Here is a 22,094-nt window from a genome sequence, read left to right on the forward strand (position 1 = left end):
ACAATTGAACTTTTCATGGCTGACGTCAACATCACGATCGACGGCAAGAAGATCACGGCGCCCTCGGGAACGCTGCTGATCGAGGCCTGCAAGTCGGCAGGCATCGAGATCCCGTCGTTCTGCTATTACCCCGGGTTGTCGCTGCAGGGCGCGTGCCGAATGTGCCTGGTGCGGATCGAAAAAATGCCGAAGCTGCAGACCGCCTGCACCACCGTGATCAGCGAAGGCATGAACGTCAGCAGCGAGAACGATGAGGTCCGGCAGGCGCGCAAGTCGATGCTGGAGTTGCTGCTCGGCAACCATCCGTTGGATTGCCCGGTGTGCGACGCCGGAGGCGAGTGCGAACTGCAGGACATGACCTTCACCTACGGCGCCGCCGAGTCCAAGCTGATCGACATCAAGAACCACCGCGACGAGCAGCAGTGGTCGCCCGTGGTGTACTTCGACCGGCCGCGCTGCATCATGTGTTACCGCTGCGTGCGCGTCTGCGGCGAGGGCATGGACGTGTGGGCGCTGGGCGTGCAGAACCGCGGCTCGTCGCAGACCATCGCGCCCAACAAGCAAGATTACCTGTGGTGCGAAGAATGCGGCATGTGCATTGACATCTGCCCGGTCGGCGCGCTCACCAGCGGCGCCTATCGCTACAAGACGCGGCCCTGGGAGATGCACCACGTCGGCTCGATCTGCACCCATTGCGGCGACGGGTGCAAGACCACGCTCGGGGTGCGGCGCGCGCCGGGGGGCATGGAGATCGTGCGCGGTGACAATCGCGACAAGAGCGGCATCAACGCCGATTTCCTCTGCATCAAGGGACGCTACGCGTTCGATTTTGCCGACGACCCGCGCCGCCTCAAGCAGCCGATGATCCGACGTGATGGCAGGCTTCAACCGGCCACGTGGGAAGACGCATTGGAGCTGATTGGCACACGGTTCAAGCAGATCAAGGAAGAACATGGCGGCCGGGCGTTCGGGGTAATCGGCTCGAACCGGACGAGCAACGAAGAGAATTACCTGCTGCAGAAATTCGCGCGCACGGTGATGGGCACCAACAGCGTTGACCACCACCGCACCGCCGATTTTCCCGGCTTCGTGAACGCCCTCGGCGGAAACGACCGCACCGCGAGCATGCGCGACGTTACCATCGCGCCGGCGATCTTGCTCATCGGCAACAACCCCACCGACCAGCACCCGCTGCTCGCCTGGCAGATCCGCAACAACGTGCGCCTGCGCCGCGCGCGGCTGTACGTGGTTAATTCCTCGCCTATCAAGTTGCGCCGCCAGGCCGCGGTGTTCTCGCAAGTTTCCGAAGACAACGGGGAGAGCGCGTTCGTTCACTTCCTCGCCGGAAACGATGCTGCGCCATCCGCGCTGGCAGCCGGTGAAACATCGGCGGACACGCTTTCGCAACTGCGTGAAAAACTTCGCGGTGAGCAGCAGCTGGTCGTGATCTTCGGTTCTGAATTGCGCGCTGCCGGCATTGCCGAACTGGTGCGCGCGTTGCCGAATGCCAAGTTCATTTGCCTGGGTGACTACGCGAACTCCCGAGGCGCCGCCGACATGGGCTTGTTTCCCGACCTGCTGCCCGGATACCTGCCGGTCAACGCCGCACTGCCGCAGGAAGAGTGGTTCGCCTCGGTTCCCAGGCAGCCGGGCCTGGACCTGCGCGGAATGTTCGATGGCGCCAAAGACGGCAGCATCAAGGCGCTCTACATCGTCGGCTCGAATCCGGTCGCCCGCTACGGCCTCGATGCGTTCGTGTTGTCAAAGGCGTTCGTCGTCGTGCAGGACATGTTCTTGAATGAGACCGCCGTGGCTGCCGACGTCGTACTGCCGGCAGCGTGCGCTTACGAGAAGTCGGGCACCTTCACCAACACTTGCGGCGATCTGCAATTGCTGCGCAAGGCGGGGGAAGTTGAAGGTACCAAGACGGATTTCGAGATCATCGTCCGCATTGCCGCGCAAACCGGCTACGACGTTCGCAAGCTTGTGCCCTTCGGGCAGCGCCTGCGCGTCGACATGGGGCAGTCGCGCGGGGCTCAATCCGGCGAGGCCGATCGTCACGCGATCTGGCTGGAACGTCACGGGCTGGAACCGAAGCTAAGCCCGTTTGATGCGCTGGCAATGTTGGACGAGATCCAGCGCCTCGTGCCCGGCTACGATGTCTCGCGTCTGAACCTGATGGCCGGCAACGACGAGCACACGCGCATCGTGCCGGTCAGTGGCGTTCCGAGCCATCCCGACCTGATCGTGCCGTCGGAGGACACGCTGTTTACCTCGGGCACGCTCGGAAGGTTCTCGAAGACGCTGAATTCGGTCATCGAGAGCGAGCAGAAGGATCCGGCCGACAAAGAAGTCGCGGTTTGAAAAGCTAAGAGCGAACAGCTTGTCAGGCAATCTCAGTGTCGGTATGTTTGTCCTGGTCTCGATCGTCAAGATCGTGATCGCGCTGGTAGTGCTTCTGACCATCGTCGCCTACACGGTATGGCTCGAACGCAAGCTCGTGGGCCATATTCAGAACCGCTGGGGACCGTCGCGCGTAGGCCCGTTCGGACTGCTGCAGCCGCTCGCCGACGGCTTAAAGTTTATCTTTAAAGAAGACCTCACACCTCCTTATGTCAACAGGTCCTTGTACCTGCTGGCGCCGATCTTATCGTTGACCCTGGCGCTGACTTCCATCGCCGTCATTCCCTTCGGCGGCTGGGTGACGATTCGGGGCGCGCGCATTCCTTTCCAGATCACCGACGTCAACGTCGCGCTGCTGGTCATCCTGGGGATCACGTCCATGGGCGTGTACGGTATCGCACTCGCGGGATGGTCTTCGAACAGCAAGTATTCGCTGCTCGGCTCGTTGCGGGCGAGCGCGCAGATGGTGAGTTACGAGGTCACGCTCGGCCTGTCGCTGGTCGGCGTTCTCATCCTCTCCGGCACCTTCAGCCTGCGCGGAATTGTGGAGCGGCAACTCGGAGGCTTCTGGCATTGGAACATTTTCGGTGGCGGCTCGTTCCCGCAAATCTTCGCTTTTTTCATTTATCTTTGCGCCGCGTTCGCGGAGACCAACCGCGTGCCCTTCGACCTGCCGGAAGCGGAAACCGAACTGGTCGCCGGCTACCACACCGAGTACAGCTCGATGAAGTTCGCCATGTTCTTCATGGCCGAGTACGCCAACATGGTGACCGTTGCCTGTCTTGCCTCGGTGCTATTCCTGGGCGGATGGAGCGGGCCGGTATTCGGGCCAGCGCTGCTGCAGGCCCTGTTGCCCTTGTTCTGGTTTTTCCTGCGGGTGCTGTTTTTCCTTTTTTTATATATCTGGATCCGCGGAACGTTGCCGCGCTTCCGCTACGACCAGTTGATGGCGTTCAGTTGGAAATTCCTGCTGCCGCTATCGGTCGCCAACGTCATCATCACCAGCCTGGCCGTGGCATTGCGAGCGTGAACTTGGTGTAGCGGCGGATTTCAATCCGCGGGATTCAATTTGGCGGAATAAATTCCGCCGCTGCACATGAACTGAAAAGATGCTCCATCTCGCACTATTTTCGCTGTTCGGCGCCATTTGCGTGGCAGGCGCCGTCAACCTGCTCGCGCAGCGCCATCCCATCAGCAGCGCGCTGTCGCTGATCGTCGTCATGGGCTCGCTGGCGGTGGAGTTCATGCTCCTGGGCGCCGAATTCGTCGCCGTCATCCAGGTGATCATCTATGCCGGCGCGATCATGGTGCTGTTTGTTTTTGTCATCATGTTGCTCAATGCCGGCGAGGAAGAGCGTATTCGCGGCAGCCGCATTGCGCTCGTTCTCGGCGTGCCGGGCGGCTTGGTCTTAATGGGCGTGGTGGCATGGATACTGGTCCGGCAGAACCCGGCATCGGGAGCGGTTTCCGCCGGTGCGCTGCCCGGGACACCACCGGAGATCGGACGCCTGCTCTTCCGTGACTTTCTGCTGCCGTTTGAGGTCACCTCGGTGCTCATCCTGGTCGCCATCATGGGCGCGGTGGTGCTGGCGAGGAGGGAGCGCTGATGGTCCCACTTTCCTACTACCTGGTGCTCAGCGCCATCCTGTTCGGCTGCGGCGTGGCCGGGTTCCTGGTCAAGCGCAACATCATCACCATTTTCATGTGCATCGAGCTGATGCTGAACGGCGTGAACCTGGCCTTTGTCGCCTTCGCGGCGCACTGGCACCGGCTCAGCGGGCAGGTGTTCGTCTTTTTCGTGATGGTAGTCGCGGCCGCGGAGGCTGCGGTCGGACTGGCCATTATCATCTCCGTTTTCCGCACCCGGGAAACCTTGAATGTTGATCGAGTGAATTTGCTGAAGCTGTAAGAGGGCAGTCGGCGGTCGGTAGTCAAGATTCAGACCGGCCAAAAGTGCGCATTGAATGGCTGCCTACTGACTACTAGCTTATGAATCTCTGGCTCATACCGCTGCTCCCGCTGGCCGGCGCCGTTGTCAACGGCCTGTTCGGACGGCGTTTTTCGAAGAACGTGGTTACGGCGGTCGGGCTGGCGTTTCCCGGGGCGTCCGTGTTGTGGGCCTGGAAGGTGGCGGCGCAGTTCGCGCAGCTTCCATCCGCCGGCATTCCCCACATCGAGAATTATGGCCCCTGGCTCGGCGCCGGCGATTTCCTGGTCAGCTACGGCTTCTATCTCGATCAGCTTTCGCTGCTCATGATCCTGATCGTCACCGGCGTCGGCTTCCTGATCCACGTCTATTCCGTCGGCTACATGGCCCACGAAGGCGGCTATTACCGCTTTTTCTCCTACCTGAACCTGTTCATGTTTTTCATGCTTACGCTGGTGCTGGCGGACAACTACCTGCTGATGTTCGTCGGATGGGAAGGCGTGGGACTGGCGTCGTACCTGTTGATCGGCTTCTTCTTCCTGCGCGATTCGGCCGCGTCCGCCGGCAAGAAGGCATTCATCGTAAACCGCATTGGCGACTTCGGTTTCCTCATCGCCCTTTTCCTGTTGATCAAGAATTTCTCGACGCTCGATTTCACCAGTGTCTTTCAGAGAGTCTCCGGCATGCCGCCCGAAGCAACCGCCGGCCTGCTGACCACGATCGGACTATTGCTGCTGGTCGGCGCTTGCGGAAAATCCGCGCAGCTTCCTCTTTATGTCTGGCTGCCGGACGCCATGGAAGGCCCGACGCCCGTCTCGGCGTTGATTCACGCCGCCACCATGGTTACCGCCGGCGTGTACATGATCGCGCGCTCCCACGTTATCTTCGACCGCGCCCCCACCGCCCTCACCGTAGTTGCGATCATCGGGGCCGCCACGGCGTTGTTTGCCGCCACCATCGGCACCGTGCAGCACGACATCAAACGCGTGCTTGCCTACTCCACCATCTCCCAACTCGGTTACATGGTGCTGGCCTGCGGCGTGGCCGCGTATTCGGCGGGCATGTTCCACCTGATGACGCATGCCTTCTTCAAGGCGCTGCTCTTCCTGGCCGCCGGTTCCGTGATCCACGCCCTCGGCGGCGAACAGGACATGCGCAAGATGGGCGGCCTGATGCGCGAGATTCCCGCCACCTTCCTGACGATGACGGTCGCCACCTTCGCTATCGCCGGCATTTTTCCGCTCTCCGGCTTCTTTTCCAAGGATGAAATCCTCTACCGCTCATGGGCGAGTCCATTTGGCTCGTGGGGATTCTGGGCGGTTGGACTTTTTTCAGCCTTCTTGACCGCCTTCTACATGTTCCGGCTCTGGTTTCTCACCTTCTTCGGCGAATTCCGCGGCACACAACAGCCGCCCGCGGCGCAACAGGCGGTGCTTGCCGACGTGGAATTGATTGTCCCCGAGAAGTACCTGGACAAGGTCTACAAGGAACTGCAGACCCGTGGCGCGCTGGGTATTGATCCGCTCCATCGCAGTACGACCATGAAGGTCCGGGTCCCCACCTCCAACATGCTGTACTTCGAGGCGGAAATTCGTTCCATCACCGGAGACAGGGCATCGGTGAATATCCGCTATCCGCAGCGGGAATTCGCCGGGCGGGAGCACCATGCGCACGAGCACACGGTCCATGAAAGCCCGAAGGTGATGCTGATCCCGCTGGTGGTGCTGGCGGTGCTGTCGTTGGCCGGCGGCTGGATCGGATGGCCGCAGGTACTGGGCGGCAGCAATCATTTCGAGCACTTCCTGGCCCCCGTGTTCGAGGAGCACGCCACCGCGCCGGAAGCCGCCGCCACCACTCCCACGGAAGGTCACGCGCCGTCGGAGATCGCGCTGACCCTGGCCGCCACCGGTGCCGCTCTGCTCGGGATCGCGCTGGCATGGTTCATGTATTACCAGCGCCGCGACCTTCCCGCCAAGCTGCGCCAGCGCTTCGCCGGCGCCTATGACGCGCTCGAGCACAAGTACTACGTGGACGAAATCTACGACTGGCTTCTGGTGCGGCCCATCATTCAGGGCTCGCGCAACGTTTTATGGCGGATGATTGACGCCGGCGCGATCGACGGCACCATTAACGAAACCGCGGAGGCGGCCCGCGATGTCTCCAACGGCTTCCGCCGCATGCAATCGGGCAACATTCGCTCTTACGCGGGATGGGTGGCGCTGGGCGGCGCCGCCGTGGTCGCGTACATGGTTTGGCTGGGTGTGAAATGAGCACGCTGAACAGCCACATCCTGACGATCGTCACTTTCGCACCGCTGGCCGGCGCGCTGCTGCTCTTGTTTTTCCCGCGGCGCGACCGGGACATCCGCGTGTTCGCGCTGGTCATTACCCTGCTGACGTTCGTGCTCTCTCTGCACCTGCCGGTGCACTTCGCGCGCAGCCACGCCGGGTTCCAGTTCGAGCAGGATGCGCACTGGATTTCTACGCCCAACATTCACTACCACGTAGCTATCGACGGCATCTCGCTCTGGCTGGTTCTGCTGACCACGTTCCTGACGCCGCTGTGCGTGCTGATCTCGTGGCGCTCCGTGCATGACCGGGTAAAGGAATTTTTCATCCTGCTCCTGGTGCTGGAGACGGCGCTGATCGGCGTCTTTGTCTCACTCGACCTTTTCCTGTTCTATTTCTTCTGGGAAGCCAGCCTGATCCCGATGGCGCTGCTCATCGGCGTGTATGGACACGAGCGCCGCGTTTACGCTGCCGTGAAGTTTTTCCTCTACACCATGATCGCCTCCGTCTTCATGTTGGCGGCGATCCTGTGGCTTTACGCTCACGTTGGGTCGTTCCAATTTGCCGACATTCAGCGGTGGCTCCGCGGCGCGGGCGCGACGGAAGCAGCCGCGGCGATGCGCTGGCTCTTCCTTGGCTTCTTCATCGCCTTCGCCGTAAAGGTGCCGATGTTCCCGCTGCACACCTGGCTGCCGGATGCCCACGTGGAAGCGCCTACCGCGGGCTCGGTGCTGCTGGCCGGCGTGCTGCTGAAGATGGGAACCTACGGTCTGCTGCGCTTCAATGTCGGGCTCTTTCCCGACGAAGCCCGCCGCAACGCGCCCTGGATTGCCGCGCTCGCCATCATCGGCATCATCTACGGCGCGCTGGTCGCGATGGTGCAGCCAAACCTGAAAAAGCTGGTCGCGTATTCCTCCGTCAGCCATCTCGGATTTGTCGTGCTCGGAATTTTCAGCATGACGCAGGCAGGCCAGGTAGGCGCCGTTTTTGTCATGCTGGCGCACGGCGTCTCTACCGGCGCGCTGTTCATGCTGGTGGGCATCATTTACGAGCGCCGTCACACCTTCGAGATCAGCGAATTCGGCGGGCTGGCTACGCCCATGCCCATCTACGCCACCTTCTTCCTGATCATTACCCTGTCCTCGATCGGATTGCCATTGCTCAACGGCTTCGTCGGCGAGTTTCTCGTGCTCAGCGGCGCCTTCCTGGCGCATTCCATCTGGGGCATCCTCGCTGCCACGGGCGTGATCTGGAGCGCCTGCTACATGCTCTGGATGTACCAGCGCGTCTTCTACGGGAAGATCAGCCATGACGTTAACCTCAAGCTCCCCGACCTCGACCTGCGTGAGCGCGTCGCGCTCTGGCCGCCGGCGCTGGCGGCGCTGGTGATGGGAGTCGCGCCGCTGATCTGGATCAACGCCGTCGATTCCGCGGTCCGGCATGTGCTTGCCACCGCCGCGCAAACCATCAGCCAGGTGGGACGATGAGCGCCGCCGACTACATCCGCATCCTGCCCGAGCTGCTGCTCACCATCTTCGGCATGGCGGTCATGGTTGTCGAGCCGCTCCTGCCCGAGCACGACGACCGCAAGCGCGTCGGGATGATCGCGCTCACCGGAACGCTGCTCGCCATTGCTGCCACGCTGTACCAGAGCGGCCATCCCGGCCAGGCCTGGTTCGGCATGATCCAGGTGGACAGCTTCAGCATCTTCTTCCACTTGATCGTCGGCTTCGTCGCCGCCACCGTGATCCTGGCATCGTTTGATTACCTCGCCGTGCAGCGCATCCGGCTCGGCGAGTACTACGGGCTCATCCTGCTGGGCTCGGTCGGCATGATGCTGATGTCCTCCGCCGTCGAGCTGGTGCTGATCTTCATTGCGCTTGAAATCTCTTCCATTTCTACTTACATCCTGGCCGGTTTTCGCCGGCGCTCCGCCACCGGCGCGGAATCGTCGCTGAAATACTTTCTCCTGGGCTCGTTTGCGACGGCGTTTTTCCTTTACGGCGTGGCGCTGATGTTCGGCGCCACCGGTTCCACCAGCATCTACCTGATCGCCGCTTCCCTGCGCGGCGGCGCGCCGGCGCTCGCCTATGCCGGCATGGCGCTGATGTTCATCGGTCTGGGATTCAAGGTCGCATCAGCTCCGTTCCACGTCTGGACGCCTGACGTTTACGAAGGTGCGCCGGCGCCGGTGGTGGCCCTGATGTCCACCGCGCCCAAGGCCGCGGCGTTCGCGGTGTTGCTGCGCATCCTGTTCGCCGCCGCCGCTCCGGGATGGTTCTGGGTGGTGTGGTGCTCGGCCGTTCTTTCCATGACCCTGGGGAACATCGGCGCGCTGGTGCAGACCAACGTCAAGCGCATGCTGGCCTATTCCTCGATCGCCCACGCCGGATACCTGCTATGCGCCTTCGCCGCGGCCAGGGATATCGGCATCTCCGCCGCCATTTTCTACGCTGCCTCATACGCCGTGATGAACGCGGGCGCCTTCATCGTGATCGCGCACTTCGCGGCGCAGAACGAGCGCTACGTCCTGATCGACGACTACTCCGGGCTCGGCCGCCGCGCCCCCGGTCTGGCCGCCGTGCTCACCGTCTTCCTGCTGTCGCTGATTGGAATTCCGATTACCGGCGGGTTCTTCGCCAAGTTCTACGTCTTTAGCGCCGCGCTGAAATCCGACCTCGTCGGACTGACTATCATCGGCGTGCTCAACAGCGCCATTGCCGCGTATTACTACTTGCGCGTTATTGTCGTCATGTACATGCGGGAACCGAAGGACGATTCTCCGATGATTCCCATGCCTGCCGCACTCGCCGTCTCGCTCACCGCCGCCGTGCTGGCGACCATCTACCTCGGCGTGCTGCCTGGAAGGGTCATCAATTACGCGCTGCAAAGCGCACACGACCTGATGAAGTAGCTATTCGATTGCCACCGCAATGTCCCGCTGCGAAAAAGCCAGCGCTGCCATGGCTGCGAACACCACCGATTCCGCCACCGCCCACCCGCATGCCGCCCAAGGCGCGTGCCAGCCGGACCCGCTGATGTTGACCATTGCTTCCGCCAGCGTGTAACTGGGCAATACGTTTGCCCACATGCCGCCGAGAACCCTCCCAAGGGCGCCCATCGTCGCCAGTGTGATCGCCGCGGCCGCGGTCGCCATCAGCGGATGCAGGAGGGTGGAGTAGAACAGCGCCACCGTTGCGGCCAGCAGGAACGACGCCAGCAGCAAACCGACAAGCTCCCACAGCACGGCCGGAGATTGGCCGTAGCGCGCAAACGCCAATGTTCCGACAGCGACGATGGCGACACTGTAGATCGCGGCATCGGCCATCACGCCCAGCAGCAGCCCGCCCAAATATTGCCAGCGTTCAATGCCCTTCGACAGCACGGCGAGCATGCGCCGCGTGCGTCGTTCATTGTTGACGCCCGACGCCGCCAGCAAGCCGGTAAATGCCACACCATAAACGCCGACCGAGCGCAGAAAGAAGACCGCATCCTCCAGCGTCGAGCCGCCCAGGATTATCGCGGCCCCGCCGAACACGAGCACGTACACCAGCAGCGAGATCAGCGGCCAGCGGTTCTCGCGCACGAAGTTCGCGGCAATTAGAAACACAGGTTTCACGTTTCAGCTTTCACGTTTCACGTCGTCTGACTTCGACGTGAGCTCGACGAATATCTGCTCCAAAGATTGTTTCACTGGATTCAGTCTGATAATTTCCCCGCCCAGCGACCACACGCGCTCAATCGACTCCCGCTGCGCGGCATGAGGGACGGTGAAGCGCACCACGCCATTTTCGCTGATCGACTGCGGGAACGAAGCTGCGGGGATCCCGCGCGCGACCACCTCGCATTGCTCGCTTGATTCCAGCAGCTCGGCGGTGCGTCCGATTCTGGCCAGGCGGCCGCGATGGAGAATGCCGACTCGGTCGCAAATCAGCTCGATCTCCGACAACAGGTGCGAGCTCAGAAAGATGGTTTTGCCTGCGCCGCGCGCGCGCAGCAGCAGCTCGCGGACCGCGACACGGCCGAGAGGATCCAACGCCGAGGTCGGCTCGTCCAGGATGAGCAATTCGGGATCGTTAACCAGGGCTTGCGCGAGTCCTACCCTCTGCAGCATCCCGCGCGAGAACTTCCCGATATTGCGGTCGGCGACATCGGTCAACTCCAGCGTGTCCACGACGTCGCGCACGGCGCGCGCCAGGCGGGGATCGCGGAGACCGTTGAGAGCGCCGTAGAAGCGAACCAGGCGGGCAGCCGGCCGGTGATAGAGCGCGACGTTTTCCGCCAGGAATCCGACACGTCGACGCGTGGGAGCGTCTCCGAACGGCCGGTCCAGCATCATGCCCGCCCCACGCGACGCGCGCATGAAGCCCATGGCCAGGTGAATGGCGGTGGTTTTTCCCGCGCCGTTCGGCCCCAGGAAGCCGAAGATCTCGCCACGCTCGATGGCAAGCGAGAAATCATCCAGCGCTACCACGGCCGAGCGCATGAATCCGCCGTACTGCTTGGTCACGTGCTTGTATTGAAGGACGGAAGTCACTTTGGCTTTCCGCGGCAAAAAAATTCCCTGCCCAAGCCACAACCCGGCTTGGACAGGGCACGGTCGGGTGAATCCATCAGCCGGGGATCAATGAGGAATCAACCATGCCGGCACGGAGACCTTGGCGAAGATGATCACCAGCGTGTAAAGCGCCAGCGACTCGATCAGCGCCAGGCCCAGAATGAGTGCAAGCTGGATGCCGGGGCGCGCGCCGGGATTGCGGGCCAGCGCTTCGGCGGCCGCTGCGGTTGCCCGGCCCTGTCCCAAGCCGCACACCGCAGAAGCGATCGCCATCGAGAAGCCGGAGGTGATTGCGACCCACATGGCGGTGCGTCCTGCTTCAGGGCTCACCGCACCCTGGGCAAAGGCAGGCACGGCGAAGCACATCACCGCCAGCATCAGGAATACGTAGCTTATTGTCTTGCGCATTGCTTTTGTTTCTCCTTGGTATGAATCGGAAGCCTCGCCGAGCCAAAACCCGGCTCGCCGGGGACCCGCTGTGCCGCCAGGAGGTGGTTGACCTCATCCTCTTGCAGAGGCCCTCACGCTGGAAGCAATTGTAAGTTGCCAGTTGCAAGTTTTGAGCGAATCACTCACAGCTCACAACTCAGAACTCAAATCAATGTTCGGTCGCGACCGCACCACTCAAATACACGGTGACCAGGAGCACGAAGATATACGACTGCAGGAACGAGACGCCGATGTGCAGACCCATGAACAGCACCGGGATGCCGATGGGCACCAGCGAGAAGAACACCAGCGTCACCATGTCGCCGGCAAACATGTTGGCGTACAAACGAATGGTGAGCGACAGCATGCGTGCCAGGTGACTGATGATTTCAATCGGAATCATCAGTGGCGCCAGCGCCGGCATCGGTCCGGCGAAGTGCTTCGCATAATGCAGCGCGCCCTGACGCTTGACACCCTGAATATGGTAGTAGACGAACGCCACGATGGCGCACCCCAGCGGCACCGTCGGACTGGCGCCGGTCGGCGCTTCAAAAGCAGGGATCAACCCAATCAAATTGCAGCATAGGATGAACAGCCCGAGCGCCAGCAGAAATGGCGTGTAGCCCTCGCTGTGGTGGCCGATGATTTCGCGGCTCTGCTGCGTGATGAATCCGTGCAGACCTTCAAAAATGTGCTGGATGCCGCCGGGCCGCTCCACCGACAGGCTCGCGCGCACCAGCAGGAACACCAAAATGAGAAATCCGACCACCAGGATTTCCATGGCGACGGCGTTCGAGATCGGCGCCTGCGGATACTCCGGCGGCAGATGAACGGCGCGCAGAAGTGCGTCGACGGGCCCGGCAAAAATCCGGTTCAGCAGCGCTGTAAATGGCAGTTGCTCAGGCATGGAAAAGCAGTTGCTGGTTTCTAGTTGCTGGCTTCCAATAACCGGCTACAACCCACGGCGGAACGAAACTATGACTTCGTAAACTGCTTCGCACAGAATCGCCGCCACGGTCAGAAACAGGCCGCCCAGGAGGCCGTAAAGACTGTCTCTGGAAACTAGGAATATAGCATACGCACCGAGCGCGATTAAAGCGTAACGCAGCAGGAAGCGGGTCACGATTCCGCGGCTCGATTGCGGCAGCCCGGTGCTGGTCACGCGGTCGGCGAGCGCGCTCACCGCCTGCTTCAGCCAGTAGAAATTCATCCACGCGATCGCGCATCCCAGCGCCAGCCCGACGGCAACCTTCCAGCCTAAGGCAGTCCACGCCACGATGGTCGCGACCAGCCCGATGGCCGCCATGAAGCCGCGGATACGGTCCATCGCGCCGGAATAGAACCTTTCCGCAGCCGGATCCGCTGGAGAGGCTACAGGCCCTGGCACCGGTTCGACGGGTTCGTGAGTATTGGGCAATTAGTAATTTGTAATTGGTAATTGGTAATTTGAAAAGCAGCCGGGCGTTGCAAGGGTTGGTGGTCGTTCCTTCAAATTGCATATTACAAATTTCAAATTACAAATTCCCGAGAATTCCATACTTCTCCTCCAGGAAGTCCCGCAGCTGTTGGGGCAGCACCGCCGCCAGCTCCTGCCAGGTCAGAATTTTGCACCTTACCCGCAGGTCCGCCGGGCGGACGCACCGCATGATTTCATACCACGCCTGCAGCAGGTCGGGACGGCGCTGGTCGCATAGCACGCAAAACGCGCAATCGTGTGCCACGGCCGCGAGCACGTTGCGGATAAGCTGGTACGAAAGATACCGGTCTTTCACCTTCGGCAACGCCTTGCGGTCGAACACGCCGGCAAAATCCCGGTAATTCTCGACAATCTCCCGTTCCCGCGTCTGGAAATCCGCTTCCGTCAGTTTGGCCTCGAGCAGCAGCGACCCAAGCCGCATGTCCACCTCGGTGCGATCGAACTTCCCTTCCTGGAGCGGCACGCGCGCCTTGAAACCGAATTCCGGCACGGCGCCGCTTTCCAAGCCGAGCAGCGTGATGACGCGCCCGTCGTCGAAGACGCCGGGATAGCAGAACACGTTCATCAATAACGCGTCGGAGCTGTTCGAGGAATCCAGCTCGCACCAGAAGCCGCGGTCATTGCGCGGCAGCGCGGTGCGGGCGCTGGTGTGCGCCTTCCGCAGACGTCGCGCCCAGAGCGGGTTTGCCAGAATGGCGCGATAGGCCCGCGGCAGAAAGTTCCCGTGGCACTGGCCGTCGGGCTCGTAGCAGATGACCGGCTGCGAACCGTAGCTCGCCTGGTGCTTCAACTGGTGCGTCTTGGCATAAGCTTCATTGCGAACGCTAAGCTCGTAGCGCAGTGCGGCAGCGTAGCGGGCGACGGCCGGAGTTGCTTTGGCGACGGCGGACATTGGTGTCGTGCCTAGGTGATCTTCACTGCTTCGATTCCGAGGAGAGGACGGTGCGCACCAGTTCGACAAACCCGGCGGCGATGCCGGCCAAAAGTCCTGCCAGGTAAATCCAGTTCTTGTGCAGCCAGTGGTCAAGCGCCAGCCCGATCAGCCATCCCACGACAGTACAGGCCGGAAGCACGAACGCAAGCTGGCTGTAGCGCGCGACGGTGACAAGGAAGTTCTTTTTCCCTGCGCCATCGTCGTTGGTGGTTGGTCGTTGGTTGTCGGCCATGTCGGACCAAGGTGTGATCTGAAGACCCGGCACCGAGGTTCGTTTCTCTGTGTCCTCGGTGGCTAAGCGTTCAGCGCAGCAGGCCGAGGAGCGATGTCCCTGTCTGTTGCATGCCCAGCGACCAGCCGGCAGCGCGGATGAAGAACTCAGGAAAAATTCCGATACCAACGGTGCCAATCGCGGTCACCGCCAGCGCGATCTGCATGCCGGGGCTGATCACGACGGGGTCGGGTTCGGTCGCCTGGCGCATGAACATCGCGTTGGCAATGCGCATGTAGTAGTAGAGGCCGAGCACGGCGTAGAGCACGGCAACGCTGGCCAGCAGGTAGTGTCCGGTCTGAATCAGGCTGAGGAAGATGAAGTACTTGCCATAGAAGCCCGCCAGGGGCGGAATTCCAGCAAGCGACAGCAGGAACAGCAGCATCAGCACGGCCTCGGTGGGCGCCTTGAAGAAAAGACCGGCGATATCGTCAATCTCGTCGCCGATAATGTCGCGCCGCCGCAGCGAAGTGACAACCGCGAACGCGCCGAGGTTCATGAACGTGTACACCAGCAGGTAGACAAGGATGCCCTGGATGCCGGTCTTGTTGGTGATGTTATCGCTGGCGATAAGGCCGAGCAGCATGTATCCGACGTGCGAGATCGAAGAATAGGCCAGCAGGCGCTTGAGGTTCGACTGCGTCAGTGCCGCCAGGTTTCCGCCGGTCATGGTGGCAATCGACACAAACACCAGCAGCGGCAGGTACACGGGCCGCAGCGGATACAGTCCCCAGAGGAAAATCCGGAGCAGCATCGCCCAGCCCGCGGCCTTGACCGCGACCGACATGTAACCGGTAACGCTGGTAGGAGCGCCTTCATAGGCGTCGGGCGCCCACTGGTGGAAGGGCACGGCGGCGACCTTGAACAGCAGGCCGGTCGCGGTGGTCAGCATGGCGACAATCGCGATCGGATCCTTGGGATTGATGCGGTAGTTGTGCTGCAATGCCTGCGCGATCACGTACAGGTTGGTGCTGCCCGAGAGCCCGTAGAGCAGCGAAAGGCCATAGGCGAAGATGCCGCTGGAGAAAGCGCCCAGCAGAAGGTACTTCAGGGCGGCTTCATTGGACCGCTTGTCACGCCGGAGGAAGCCGACCAACACGTAGGTGGAAATCGCCATCAGTTCCAGGCCGATGAACAGCAGCACGATGTCGTAGCCGCTGGCCATGCACATCATGCCGACAACAGAGAACAGGATGAGGGCATAGAACTCGCCGTGGTGCTCGCGCTCGATTTCCAGGTAGTGCACCGACATCAGGATGGCGACAGCGGCGCCCAGCAGGAACAAGTAGAAGAAGTAAATGGCGAACCCGTCCATGAGCACGGACCCGACCACCTGCCCGCCGGAGTTCGTCAGGTAAGCGAAGCTGCCGACCAACGGGCGTCCGTCGGCAAAGTGTCCGAGGTGAACGCGCACTACCGCCGCCGTCGAGAAGGCGAGGCCGATCAGCGCCGTGGCCGCGTTCCAGCGCTTCCATTCGGCGGGCAGCATCAGGTCGATGATCAGCACGCCGAGGCCGAACAGCGAAAGCAGGATCATGGGAAGCGACAGCGCGTAATCGGTGCCGGTAAAGAAAGACGTAGGCAAGTTCGCTCCCCTAGTGCGCCGCCGCCGCAATCGGCACGGACGCGTTATTGGTGTCTGCTGCGAGAACCTTTGCGCGGTTGGATGAAAATGCGTGTTGGCCTACCGGTCGCGACTCGCGCTGTTGGGCTCTCTCGACTGCGCTGGCCTGCCGGTTCACTCCGCTCGGGATGACAGATATTGAGGGAGTCGGGTTGATTGCCTTCGCGTTTTGCGTTAGCGAGGGCCTGACCGTCTGCACCAGTTGCTGCACCGGCTGCTCAAGGATCTGGAAAAACGGCTTGGGATAAAGGCCGATGATCAACGCCATGGCAATCAGCGGCGCGAAGGTCAAGACTTCGCGCGGGCTCAGGTCCGCCAACTTCTCATTTTTCGGATTGGTTACCTGGCCGAAGAATACGCGCTGGTAGAGCCACAGCAGGTATGCCGCCGCCAGGATGACGCCCGGCACCGCCCACGCCGCCCAGGTCTTGCTCTCGACGAACGTGCCCTGCAGGATGGTGAACTCTCCAATGAAGCCGTTCAGCAGCGGCAGGCCCATCGAGGAGAGGAACATGATCATGGTTATGGTTGCGTACACCGGCATGACGTTGGAGATGCCGCCATACTCGGATATCTCGCGGGTGTGGCGCCGCTCGTACAGCACGCCGACGATCAAGAACAGCGCGCCGGTCGAGATGCCGTGATTGATCTGCTGCAACACCGACCCGGCCAGGCCTGCCTGGTTCACGACAAAGATTCCCAGGGTGCAGAAGCCGAGGTGGCTGACCGAGCTGTACGCCACCAGCTTCTTCATGTCCTTTTGCATTAGCGAGACGAGCGCGCCATAAATAATGCCGATAATGGAGACCGTAATCAGCAGCGTTCGCACCCACGGCATCATCGCGATCGCAGGAAAGAACGGCAGCGAGAAGCGGATGAAACCGTACGTTCCCATCTTCAGCAGGACGCCCGCCAGGATGACGGAGCCGGCGGTGGGAGCTTCCACGTGCGCATCCGGTAGCCAGGTGTGGAACGGAAACATCGGCACCTTGATGGCGAACCCGATGAAGAACGCGAAGAACAGCAGGATCGCCGCCGTGCCCGTGATCTGCGGAGCCGTCTTGTACAGCTCAGGAATGGCGAAGGTGTACACGCCGATGACGGTGTGGTGGTGGAAATAGAGGAACAAAATTCCCAACAGCATTAGCACCGAGCCAAACAGGGTGTAGAGGAAAAACTTGATCGCGGCATAAAGCTTGCGCGGGCCGCCCCAGATGCCGATCAGCAGGTACATTGGCACCAGCATCGCTTCCCAGAAGACGAAGAACAGGAACATGTCGAGCGCCATGAACACGCCGAGCATGCCGGTCTGCAGCACCAGGAACCAGATGTAATATTCCTTCACGCGGTCCTGGATCGCATCCCACGAAGAGAGGATCGAAATCCATCCCAGCAGCGTGGTCAGGATGATCAGCAGGAAGCTAATGCCGTCGATGCCGAGGTAATACCCGGCGCCGATCGAAGGAATCCAGGTGTTGGCAGCGCCTTCAATGAACTTGAATCCCGGCTGGTCTTTCACCGCCCAGAACATCGGGATCAGCGGAAGCGAGACCGCCAGCCCGGCGAGCGCGAAGATGTTTGCCACCCAGCGAATGGCATTCTTGTTCTCCTTGGGCATGAACAGGAGAATGAGGGCGCCCACCAGGGGCGTGAACAGAATGACGGAAAGGATGTGGTTGTTAAACATTAGCTCTTAGCCTTTAGCTCTCAGCTGCTGGCCATTGGCCATTGGCCTTTGGCGGTTACCGATTTCTTGCTTGCCGACCGCCGATGGCCGACAGCGCGTTACCGAACCATGTAATAAATAACGAACCCGATTAACCCTCCGACCATGACCAGCGCGTACCACTGCACCAGGCCCCACTGCACCAGCCGCACCGGGTAGGAAACCAGGCGGGTCACGATGGCGGGACCGTTAACCAGCACGCCGTCAATGATCCACTTGTCCCACCAGTTGGATAGGGTAGCGACGGCGCGAGTCATCCAGCCGGCGCCGTTGACGCCTCCGTCGATCACGGTAGCGTCGAATTTCCAGGAAGCCTCGCCGAGACCCATCGCGCCCAGGCGAACCGGGCCGAGCGCGCGGCGTCCGGTGAAAGCGTAGTCGTAGAGTTCGTCAACGTAATATTTGTTCAGCAAGGTCGCATACACGGGTGGAGCGGCAGCGTTGATCGGCTCGCAATAGCCCTTCTCGCATTTTTCGTAGAAATGCTTCGCGATGAACCATCCGATAAAGCCCAGCGCCACCGACAGGCCCATGAGGATGTACTCGATGGCGCCGCCATGTTCTTCCTTGCCCTCAGGCTTTGGCATCGTGGTGGCAGTCTCAGCCTCCCTCGTGCCCGCCCGTTCCGCGTGCTCGCTCACAGCCGGAAGCTCACCACCGGCCTCCGCGGTAACGCTTTCGGTGGCGAACACCGGCTCAAGGAAGCGTTCGAAGATGTTGGTCCCGCCGAGCGCCTTGGGAACCCCGAGGAATCCAGCGGTGATGGAGAAGAAGGCCAGCACCATCAGCGGCACGGTCATCGACTTGGGCGACTCGTGCACGTGGTGCTCGGCTTCGTGGCTCATCCGGCTCGGGCTCCAGAAAGTCAGGTAGATGAGCCGGAACATGTAGAAAGCGGTCATCAGCGCGGCAAAAAATCCCACGTACCACAGGACGCGGAATCCGCCGTTGTGCGAGGAATATGCCTGCCAGAGAATTTCGTCCTTGGAGAAGAAGCCCGCCAGCGGCGGGATGCCGGCAATGGCCAGCGTTCCGATCAGCATGGTGCGATAGGTGATCGGAATGCGCTTGGACAAATCTCCCATGTTGCGCATGTCCTGTTCCCCGCTCATGGCGTGAATCACCGAGCCGGAGCCAAGGAAGAGCAGCGCTTTGAAGAATGCGTGCGTGAAGACGTGGAACACGCCCGCGGCGAACGCGCCCACGCCCAGCGCCAGGAACATGTAGCCGAGCTGGGAGACGGTGGAGTAGGCGAGCACGCGCTTGATGTCGTTCTGCACCAGGCCGATGGAGGCGGCAAAGATGGCGGTGAGCGCCCCGATGATGGCGACCGTCTTCATGCTGGTCGGCGCCAGGATGAACAGCGCGTTGGAGCGCGCCACCATGTACACCCCCGCGGTCACCATGGTGGCGGCGTGAATGAGCGCGGAAACCGGCGTCGGGCCTTCCATGGCGTCCGGCAGCCAGACATAAAGCGGCAGCTGCGCGCTCTTGCCGCAGGCGCCGATGAAAAGCATGAGCGTGGCGAAGGTAATGGCGGGATCGCCAACCGCAAAGTGGCCGGTGTTCAGCGTGTGCGTGATGTCGGTGAAGCGCACCGAGCCGAAGTACCAGGCGATGGTCATCATGCCCATCAGGAATCCGGCGTCGCCGATGCGGTTCACGATGAATGCCTTGTTGGCCGCGGTCGAGGCGGAGTGACGGTGGAAATAGAACCCGATCAGCAGGTAGGAGCACAGGCCCACGCCTTCCCACCCGACGAACAACATGGTGTAGTTGTTCCCCAGGATCAGGGTGAGCATGGAGAACATGAACAAATTCAGGTAACCGAAGAAGCGGTAGTAGCCGCCTTCGTGGGCCATGTAGCCGATCGAATAAATGTGGATCAGCATGCCCACGCCGGTCACGAACAGCAGCCAGATGGAGGAGAGCGGATCGAGCAGGAAACCGGCATCGGCATTGAAGTTGAACGGGCCGTGCGCGCCGGGCAGCGTGATGCCATGCTGCAGGTCCCCCGTGCCCAGCCAGGTGTAAAGGATTGTCTGGTAGGGACCGTGGTTGTGCGCCGGCTGCCAAGTCTGGGTGTACTGCCACACCGCCAGGCAGGACCAAGCGAAGGCGACCACCACGGTGCCGACGCAGAAAGCGTTGACCGACTTCTTATCCAGCTTGCGGCCGAAGAAGAACATCACCGCCGCGCTGAAGATCGGCAGCAGCGGAACGACCCAGATGTGCTCTAAGAAGAACATTGTTCTCAGCTCTTACCCTGCTGGCTTTCGGCTATCGGCTGTCGGTTATCAGGTGTTCCGTCCCGAGAGCCGATGGCCGATGGCCGACCGCCGATCACCACTTCAACAAATCCACTTCGTCCACATTGACCGTCTCCTTGTTGCGGAAGAAGGCAATCAGAATGCCGAGGCCGACGGCAGCCTCGGCGGCGGCGTCGGTAATCACGAAAATCGAGAAGATCTGCCCATTCAGGTTCCACACGCGCGAGAACGCCACCAGGTTCAGGTTCACGGCGTTGAGGATCAGCTCAATCGACATCAGGATAATGACCACGTTGCGGCGCGTCACCACGCCTATGGTGCCGATCGCGAACAGCGCCGCCGCGACTACCAGGTAATGAATCGTCCCTATGGGTGCCATAAAAGCTCTCAGCTTCGACCGCTCTCAGATTCGTTTCTTCGCCATCACCACCGCGCCGACAATTGCCACCAGCAGCAGCAATGACGCCACTTCAAACGGCAGCAGGTAGCTGCGGAACAGCGCCATGCCGACCTGCTGCGTGTTCTGCGGCTCCGGCATCGTTACCTGGTTCACAGGAAAAATCGAGCTGCCGCGCTTATAGACGAAGACGATCAACAGCCCGAGCACCACGCTGGCCAGGATTCCAATGTGCCATTGCTGGTTGAACGCGTACTCGCGCTGCGCGCGCTCAATGTTCACCAGCATGATCACGAACAGGAACAGCACCATGATGCCGCCGGCATAGAGAATGATCTGCACGCCGGCCACAAACGGAGCGTAGAGCATCAGGTAGAGGCCGGCGAGCGACAGCAGCGTGAAGATCAGCGACAGCGCCGAGTGCACCGGGTTTTTGCGCGTGATCACCAGGATGGCGCTGACCACAGCCACCGCCGACAGCAGGTAGAAAAAGAAAGTTGGAGCTACTGGCGTCATCGCGTGTACACCGTTGGTTCAGGGCCGCGCTCCAGCCGGGTACGATCCAGCACCAGGCCTTCGCGGCTGTAAGTTGCCAATTCGTAATCCTGGCTCAGCTCCAGGCAGTCGGTGGAACAGGATTCGACGCACAGGCCGCAGAACATGCAGCGGCTCACGTCGTAGGTGAAGCTGGTCATCTCCTTGCGCTTGGTCACCGGGTTACGCTCGCTCTGCACCACGATCAGGTGCTCGGGGCAGGCGGAGGCGCACAGGTTGCACGCGATGCAGAGTGTCTCGCCCGTGTCCGGGTTGACGTTCAGGCGCGGCAGCCCGCGATAGCGCTCGGCAATCGCCGGTCGCTCCAGCGGATACTGCTCGGTGTAAACCTCTCGCGGATGTTGGTACTTGAAGGTGACCTTCAGACCCTTGATCAGGTCCACCATGAAAACTTTGTTCAACAGCGGAGCGATGCTCATTACACCACTCCTTTCAGCCACCCGAAAATCTCCGGAGCCAGACCAATGATTCCCGTCAGGAGCAGGACAGCAAGTCCAAGCGGCAGAAGAATTTTCCAGCCAACCTTCATCAATTGGTCGAAGCGGTAGCGGGGCCAGGTCGCGCGATACCAGATGTACAGATACATGAAAACGGCGATCTTGAAGACGAACCAGAAAATGTCCTGGATGCGGTCGCGGACCGGCGGGACAAGCAGGATAAGACCAATCCCGCCGAGCACCAGTCCGAACGCGTAAAGGCCGATCGTCTGGATCTTGAGCAGCGGGTGCTTCGGCATGCGCACGGCATTAAAAAAGGCAAAGAAGGCGAGCACGAACAGCACCAAAGCCGGCACCAGCGAGGAGATGAAGTCCACTACGCCGAGTTCAGGATGCTCCCAGAAAAACGGGATGCTGATCGGCGAGCCATGAACGGCGGGGAAAGGCCGCATCCATCCCCCCAGCCAGAGGGTGATCGCGATGGAGCTGACCGCTACCATCGCGGCGTATTCGCCAAGCATGAATAAGGACCAACGCAGGCCGCTGTACTCGGTGTGGAAGCCGGCAACCAGTTCCGATTCCGCTTCCGGCAGGTCGAAAGGAGCGCGGTTGGTTTCCGCGATCATGGCGACCGCGAAGATGAAGAACGCGATCAGGCCGACCGGGAAAAACTTGAAAATGAACCACACGTGCTGTTGCTGCTGCGCCTGCACGATGCCGATCATGCTCAGCGTTCCGCTGGCCGCCGCGTCGCCGATGCCGTACGCTCCGAGACCGGTGAAGGTGGTCATCACGACG

General features: G+C 61.2%; 21 protein-coding genes. 7 read left to right on the forward strand and 14 right to left on the reverse strand.

Annotation, left to right across the window (positions count from 1 at the left end):
* Positions 1-15 precede the first annotated feature (15 nt).
* The 7 genes from VFI82_05145 to VFI82_05175 all read left to right on the forward strand — a co-directional run bounded on the left by VFI82_05145 (position 16) and on the right by VFI82_05175 (position 9,532).
* Positions 16-2,364, forward strand: coding sequence for a molybdopterin-dependent oxidoreductase (locus tag VFI82_05145; GenBank protein ID HET7184046.1), 2,349 nt, complete (start codon positions 16-18; stop codon positions 2,362-2,364).
* A 43-nt stretch (positions 2,365-2,407) separates the two neighbouring features.
* Positions 2,408-3,433 (forward strand): NADH-quinone oxidoreductase subunit NuoH, encoded by a 1,026-nt coding sequence (gene nuoH, locus VFI82_05150; GenBank protein HET7184047.1) that lies wholly within the window; start codon positions 2,408-2,410, stop codon positions 3,431-3,433.
* 79 nt (positions 3,434-3,512) lie between these two features.
* On the forward strand, positions 3,513-4,010 hold the full coding sequence (locus tag VFI82_05155) for an NADH-quinone oxidoreductase subunit J (GenBank protein ID HET7184048.1): 498 nt from the start codon (positions 3,513-3,515) through the stop codon (positions 4,008-4,010).
* Complete coding sequence (gene nuoK / locus VFI82_05160; GenBank protein HET7184049.1) at positions 4,010-4,312, forward strand: NADH-quinone oxidoreductase subunit NuoK; 303 nt, start codon at positions 4,010-4,012, stop codon at positions 4,310-4,312. The genes VFI82_05155 and nuoK (VFI82_05160) overlap by 1 nt, the downstream gene beginning before the upstream one ends.
* Positions 4,313-4,392: 80 nt before the next feature.
* Positions 4,393-6,600 (forward strand): NADH-quinone oxidoreductase subunit L, encoded by a 2,208-nt coding sequence (gene nuoL, locus VFI82_05165; GenBank protein ID HET7184050.1) that lies wholly within the window; start codon positions 4,393-4,395, stop codon positions 6,598-6,600.
* Positions 6,597-8,105, forward strand: coding sequence for an NADH-quinone oxidoreductase subunit M (locus VFI82_05170; GenBank protein HET7184051.1), 1,509 nt, complete (start codon positions 6,597-6,599; stop codon positions 8,103-8,105). Before nuoL (VFI82_05165) ends, VFI82_05170 begins: the two co-directional genes overlap by 4 nt.
* Positions 8,102-9,532, forward strand: coding sequence for an NADH-quinone oxidoreductase subunit N (locus tag VFI82_05175; GenBank protein ID HET7184052.1), 1,431 nt, complete (start codon positions 8,102-8,104; stop codon positions 9,530-9,532). Before VFI82_05170 ends, VFI82_05175 begins: the two co-directional genes overlap by 4 nt.
* Here VFI82_05175 and VFI82_05180 read toward each other — a convergent pair whose 3' ends face one another.
* From VFI82_05180 to VFI82_05245, 14 genes are all read right to left on the reverse strand, one after another.
* Entirely contained in the window at positions 9,533-10,237 is a 705-nt protein-coding gene (locus VFI82_05180; GenBank protein ID HET7184053.1) for an ABC transporter permease, read from the reverse strand.
* A gap of 3 nt (positions 10,238-10,240) precedes the next feature.
* Complete coding sequence (locus VFI82_05185) at positions 10,241-11,155, reverse strand: ABC transporter ATP-binding protein (protein ID HET7184054.1); 915 nt, start codon at positions 11,153-11,155, stop codon at positions 10,241-10,243.
* Between the two features lie 87 nt (positions 11,156-11,242).
* A complete protein-coding gene (locus VFI82_05190; protein HET7184055.1) occupies positions 11,243-11,584 on the reverse strand; it encodes an ATP synthase F0 subunit C in 342 nt (113 codons plus the stop codon).
* A 190-nt stretch (positions 11,585-11,774) separates the two neighbouring features.
* Positions 11,775-12,512, reverse strand: coding sequence for a F0F1 ATP synthase subunit A (atpB, locus tag VFI82_05195; GenBank protein HET7184056.1), 738 nt, complete (start codon positions 12,510-12,512; stop codon positions 11,775-11,777).
* Positions 12,513-12,557: 45 nt separating this feature from the next.
* Positions 12,558-12,932 carry an ATP synthase subunit I gene (locus tag VFI82_05200; GenBank protein ID HET7184057.1) on the reverse strand — a complete coding sequence of 125 codons (375 nt, stop codon included), beginning with the start codon at positions 12,930-12,932 and terminating at the stop codon, positions 12,558-12,560.
* A gap of 187 nt (positions 12,933-13,119) precedes the next feature.
* Complete coding sequence (locus VFI82_05205) at positions 13,120-13,974, reverse strand: hypothetical protein (GenBank protein HET7184058.1); 855 nt, start codon at positions 13,972-13,974, stop codon at positions 13,120-13,122.
* Between the two features lie 22 nt (positions 13,975-13,996).
* Positions 13,997-14,248, reverse strand: a complete 252-nt coding sequence (locus tag VFI82_05210) for an AtpZ/AtpI family protein (GenBank protein ID HET7184059.1) — start codon at positions 14,246-14,248, stop codon at positions 13,997-13,999.
* Positions 14,249-14,318: 70 nt separating this feature from the next.
* On the reverse strand, positions 14,319-15,872 hold the full coding sequence (locus VFI82_05215; protein HET7184060.1) for an NADH-quinone oxidoreductase subunit N: 1,554 nt from the start codon (positions 15,870-15,872) through the stop codon (positions 14,319-14,321).
* Positions 15,873-15,882: 10 nt separating this feature from the next.
* Positions 15,883-17,598 carry an NADH-quinone oxidoreductase subunit M gene (locus tag VFI82_05220; GenBank protein HET7184061.1) on the reverse strand — a complete coding sequence of 572 codons (1,716 nt, stop codon included), beginning with the start codon at positions 17,596-17,598 and terminating at the stop codon, positions 15,883-15,885.
* Positions 17,599-17,696: 98 nt separating this feature from the next.
* Positions 17,697-19,886 (reverse strand): NADH-quinone oxidoreductase subunit L, encoded by a 2,190-nt coding sequence (nuoL, locus tag VFI82_05225; protein ID HET7184062.1) that lies wholly within the window; start codon positions 19,884-19,886, stop codon positions 17,697-17,699.
* Between the two features lie 94 nt (positions 19,887-19,980).
* On the reverse strand, positions 19,981-20,286 hold the full coding sequence (nuoK, locus tag VFI82_05230; protein ID HET7184063.1) for an NADH-quinone oxidoreductase subunit NuoK: 306 nt from the start codon (positions 20,284-20,286) through the stop codon (positions 19,981-19,983).
* Positions 20,287-20,310: 24 nt separating this feature from the next.
* Positions 20,311-20,820, reverse strand: coding sequence for an NADH-quinone oxidoreductase subunit J (locus VFI82_05235; GenBank protein ID HET7184064.1), 510 nt, complete (start codon positions 20,818-20,820; stop codon positions 20,311-20,313).
* Complete coding sequence (locus VFI82_05240) at positions 20,817-21,278, reverse strand: NADH-quinone oxidoreductase subunit I (GenBank protein HET7184065.1); 462 nt, start codon at positions 21,276-21,278, stop codon at positions 20,817-20,819. Before VFI82_05240 ends, VFI82_05235 begins: the two co-directional genes overlap by 4 nt.
* The coding region (locus tag VFI82_05245) for a complex I subunit 1 family protein (protein ID HET7184066.1) at positions 21,278-22,094 on the reverse strand (817 nt) is incomplete at its 5' end. The genes VFI82_05240 and VFI82_05245, both read right to left, overlap by 1 nt.

Source organism: Terriglobales bacterium, assembly GCA_035691485.1.
Classification (GTDB): domain Bacteria; phylum Acidobacteriota; class Terriglobia; order Terriglobales; family Acidobacteriaceae; genus JAIQGF01.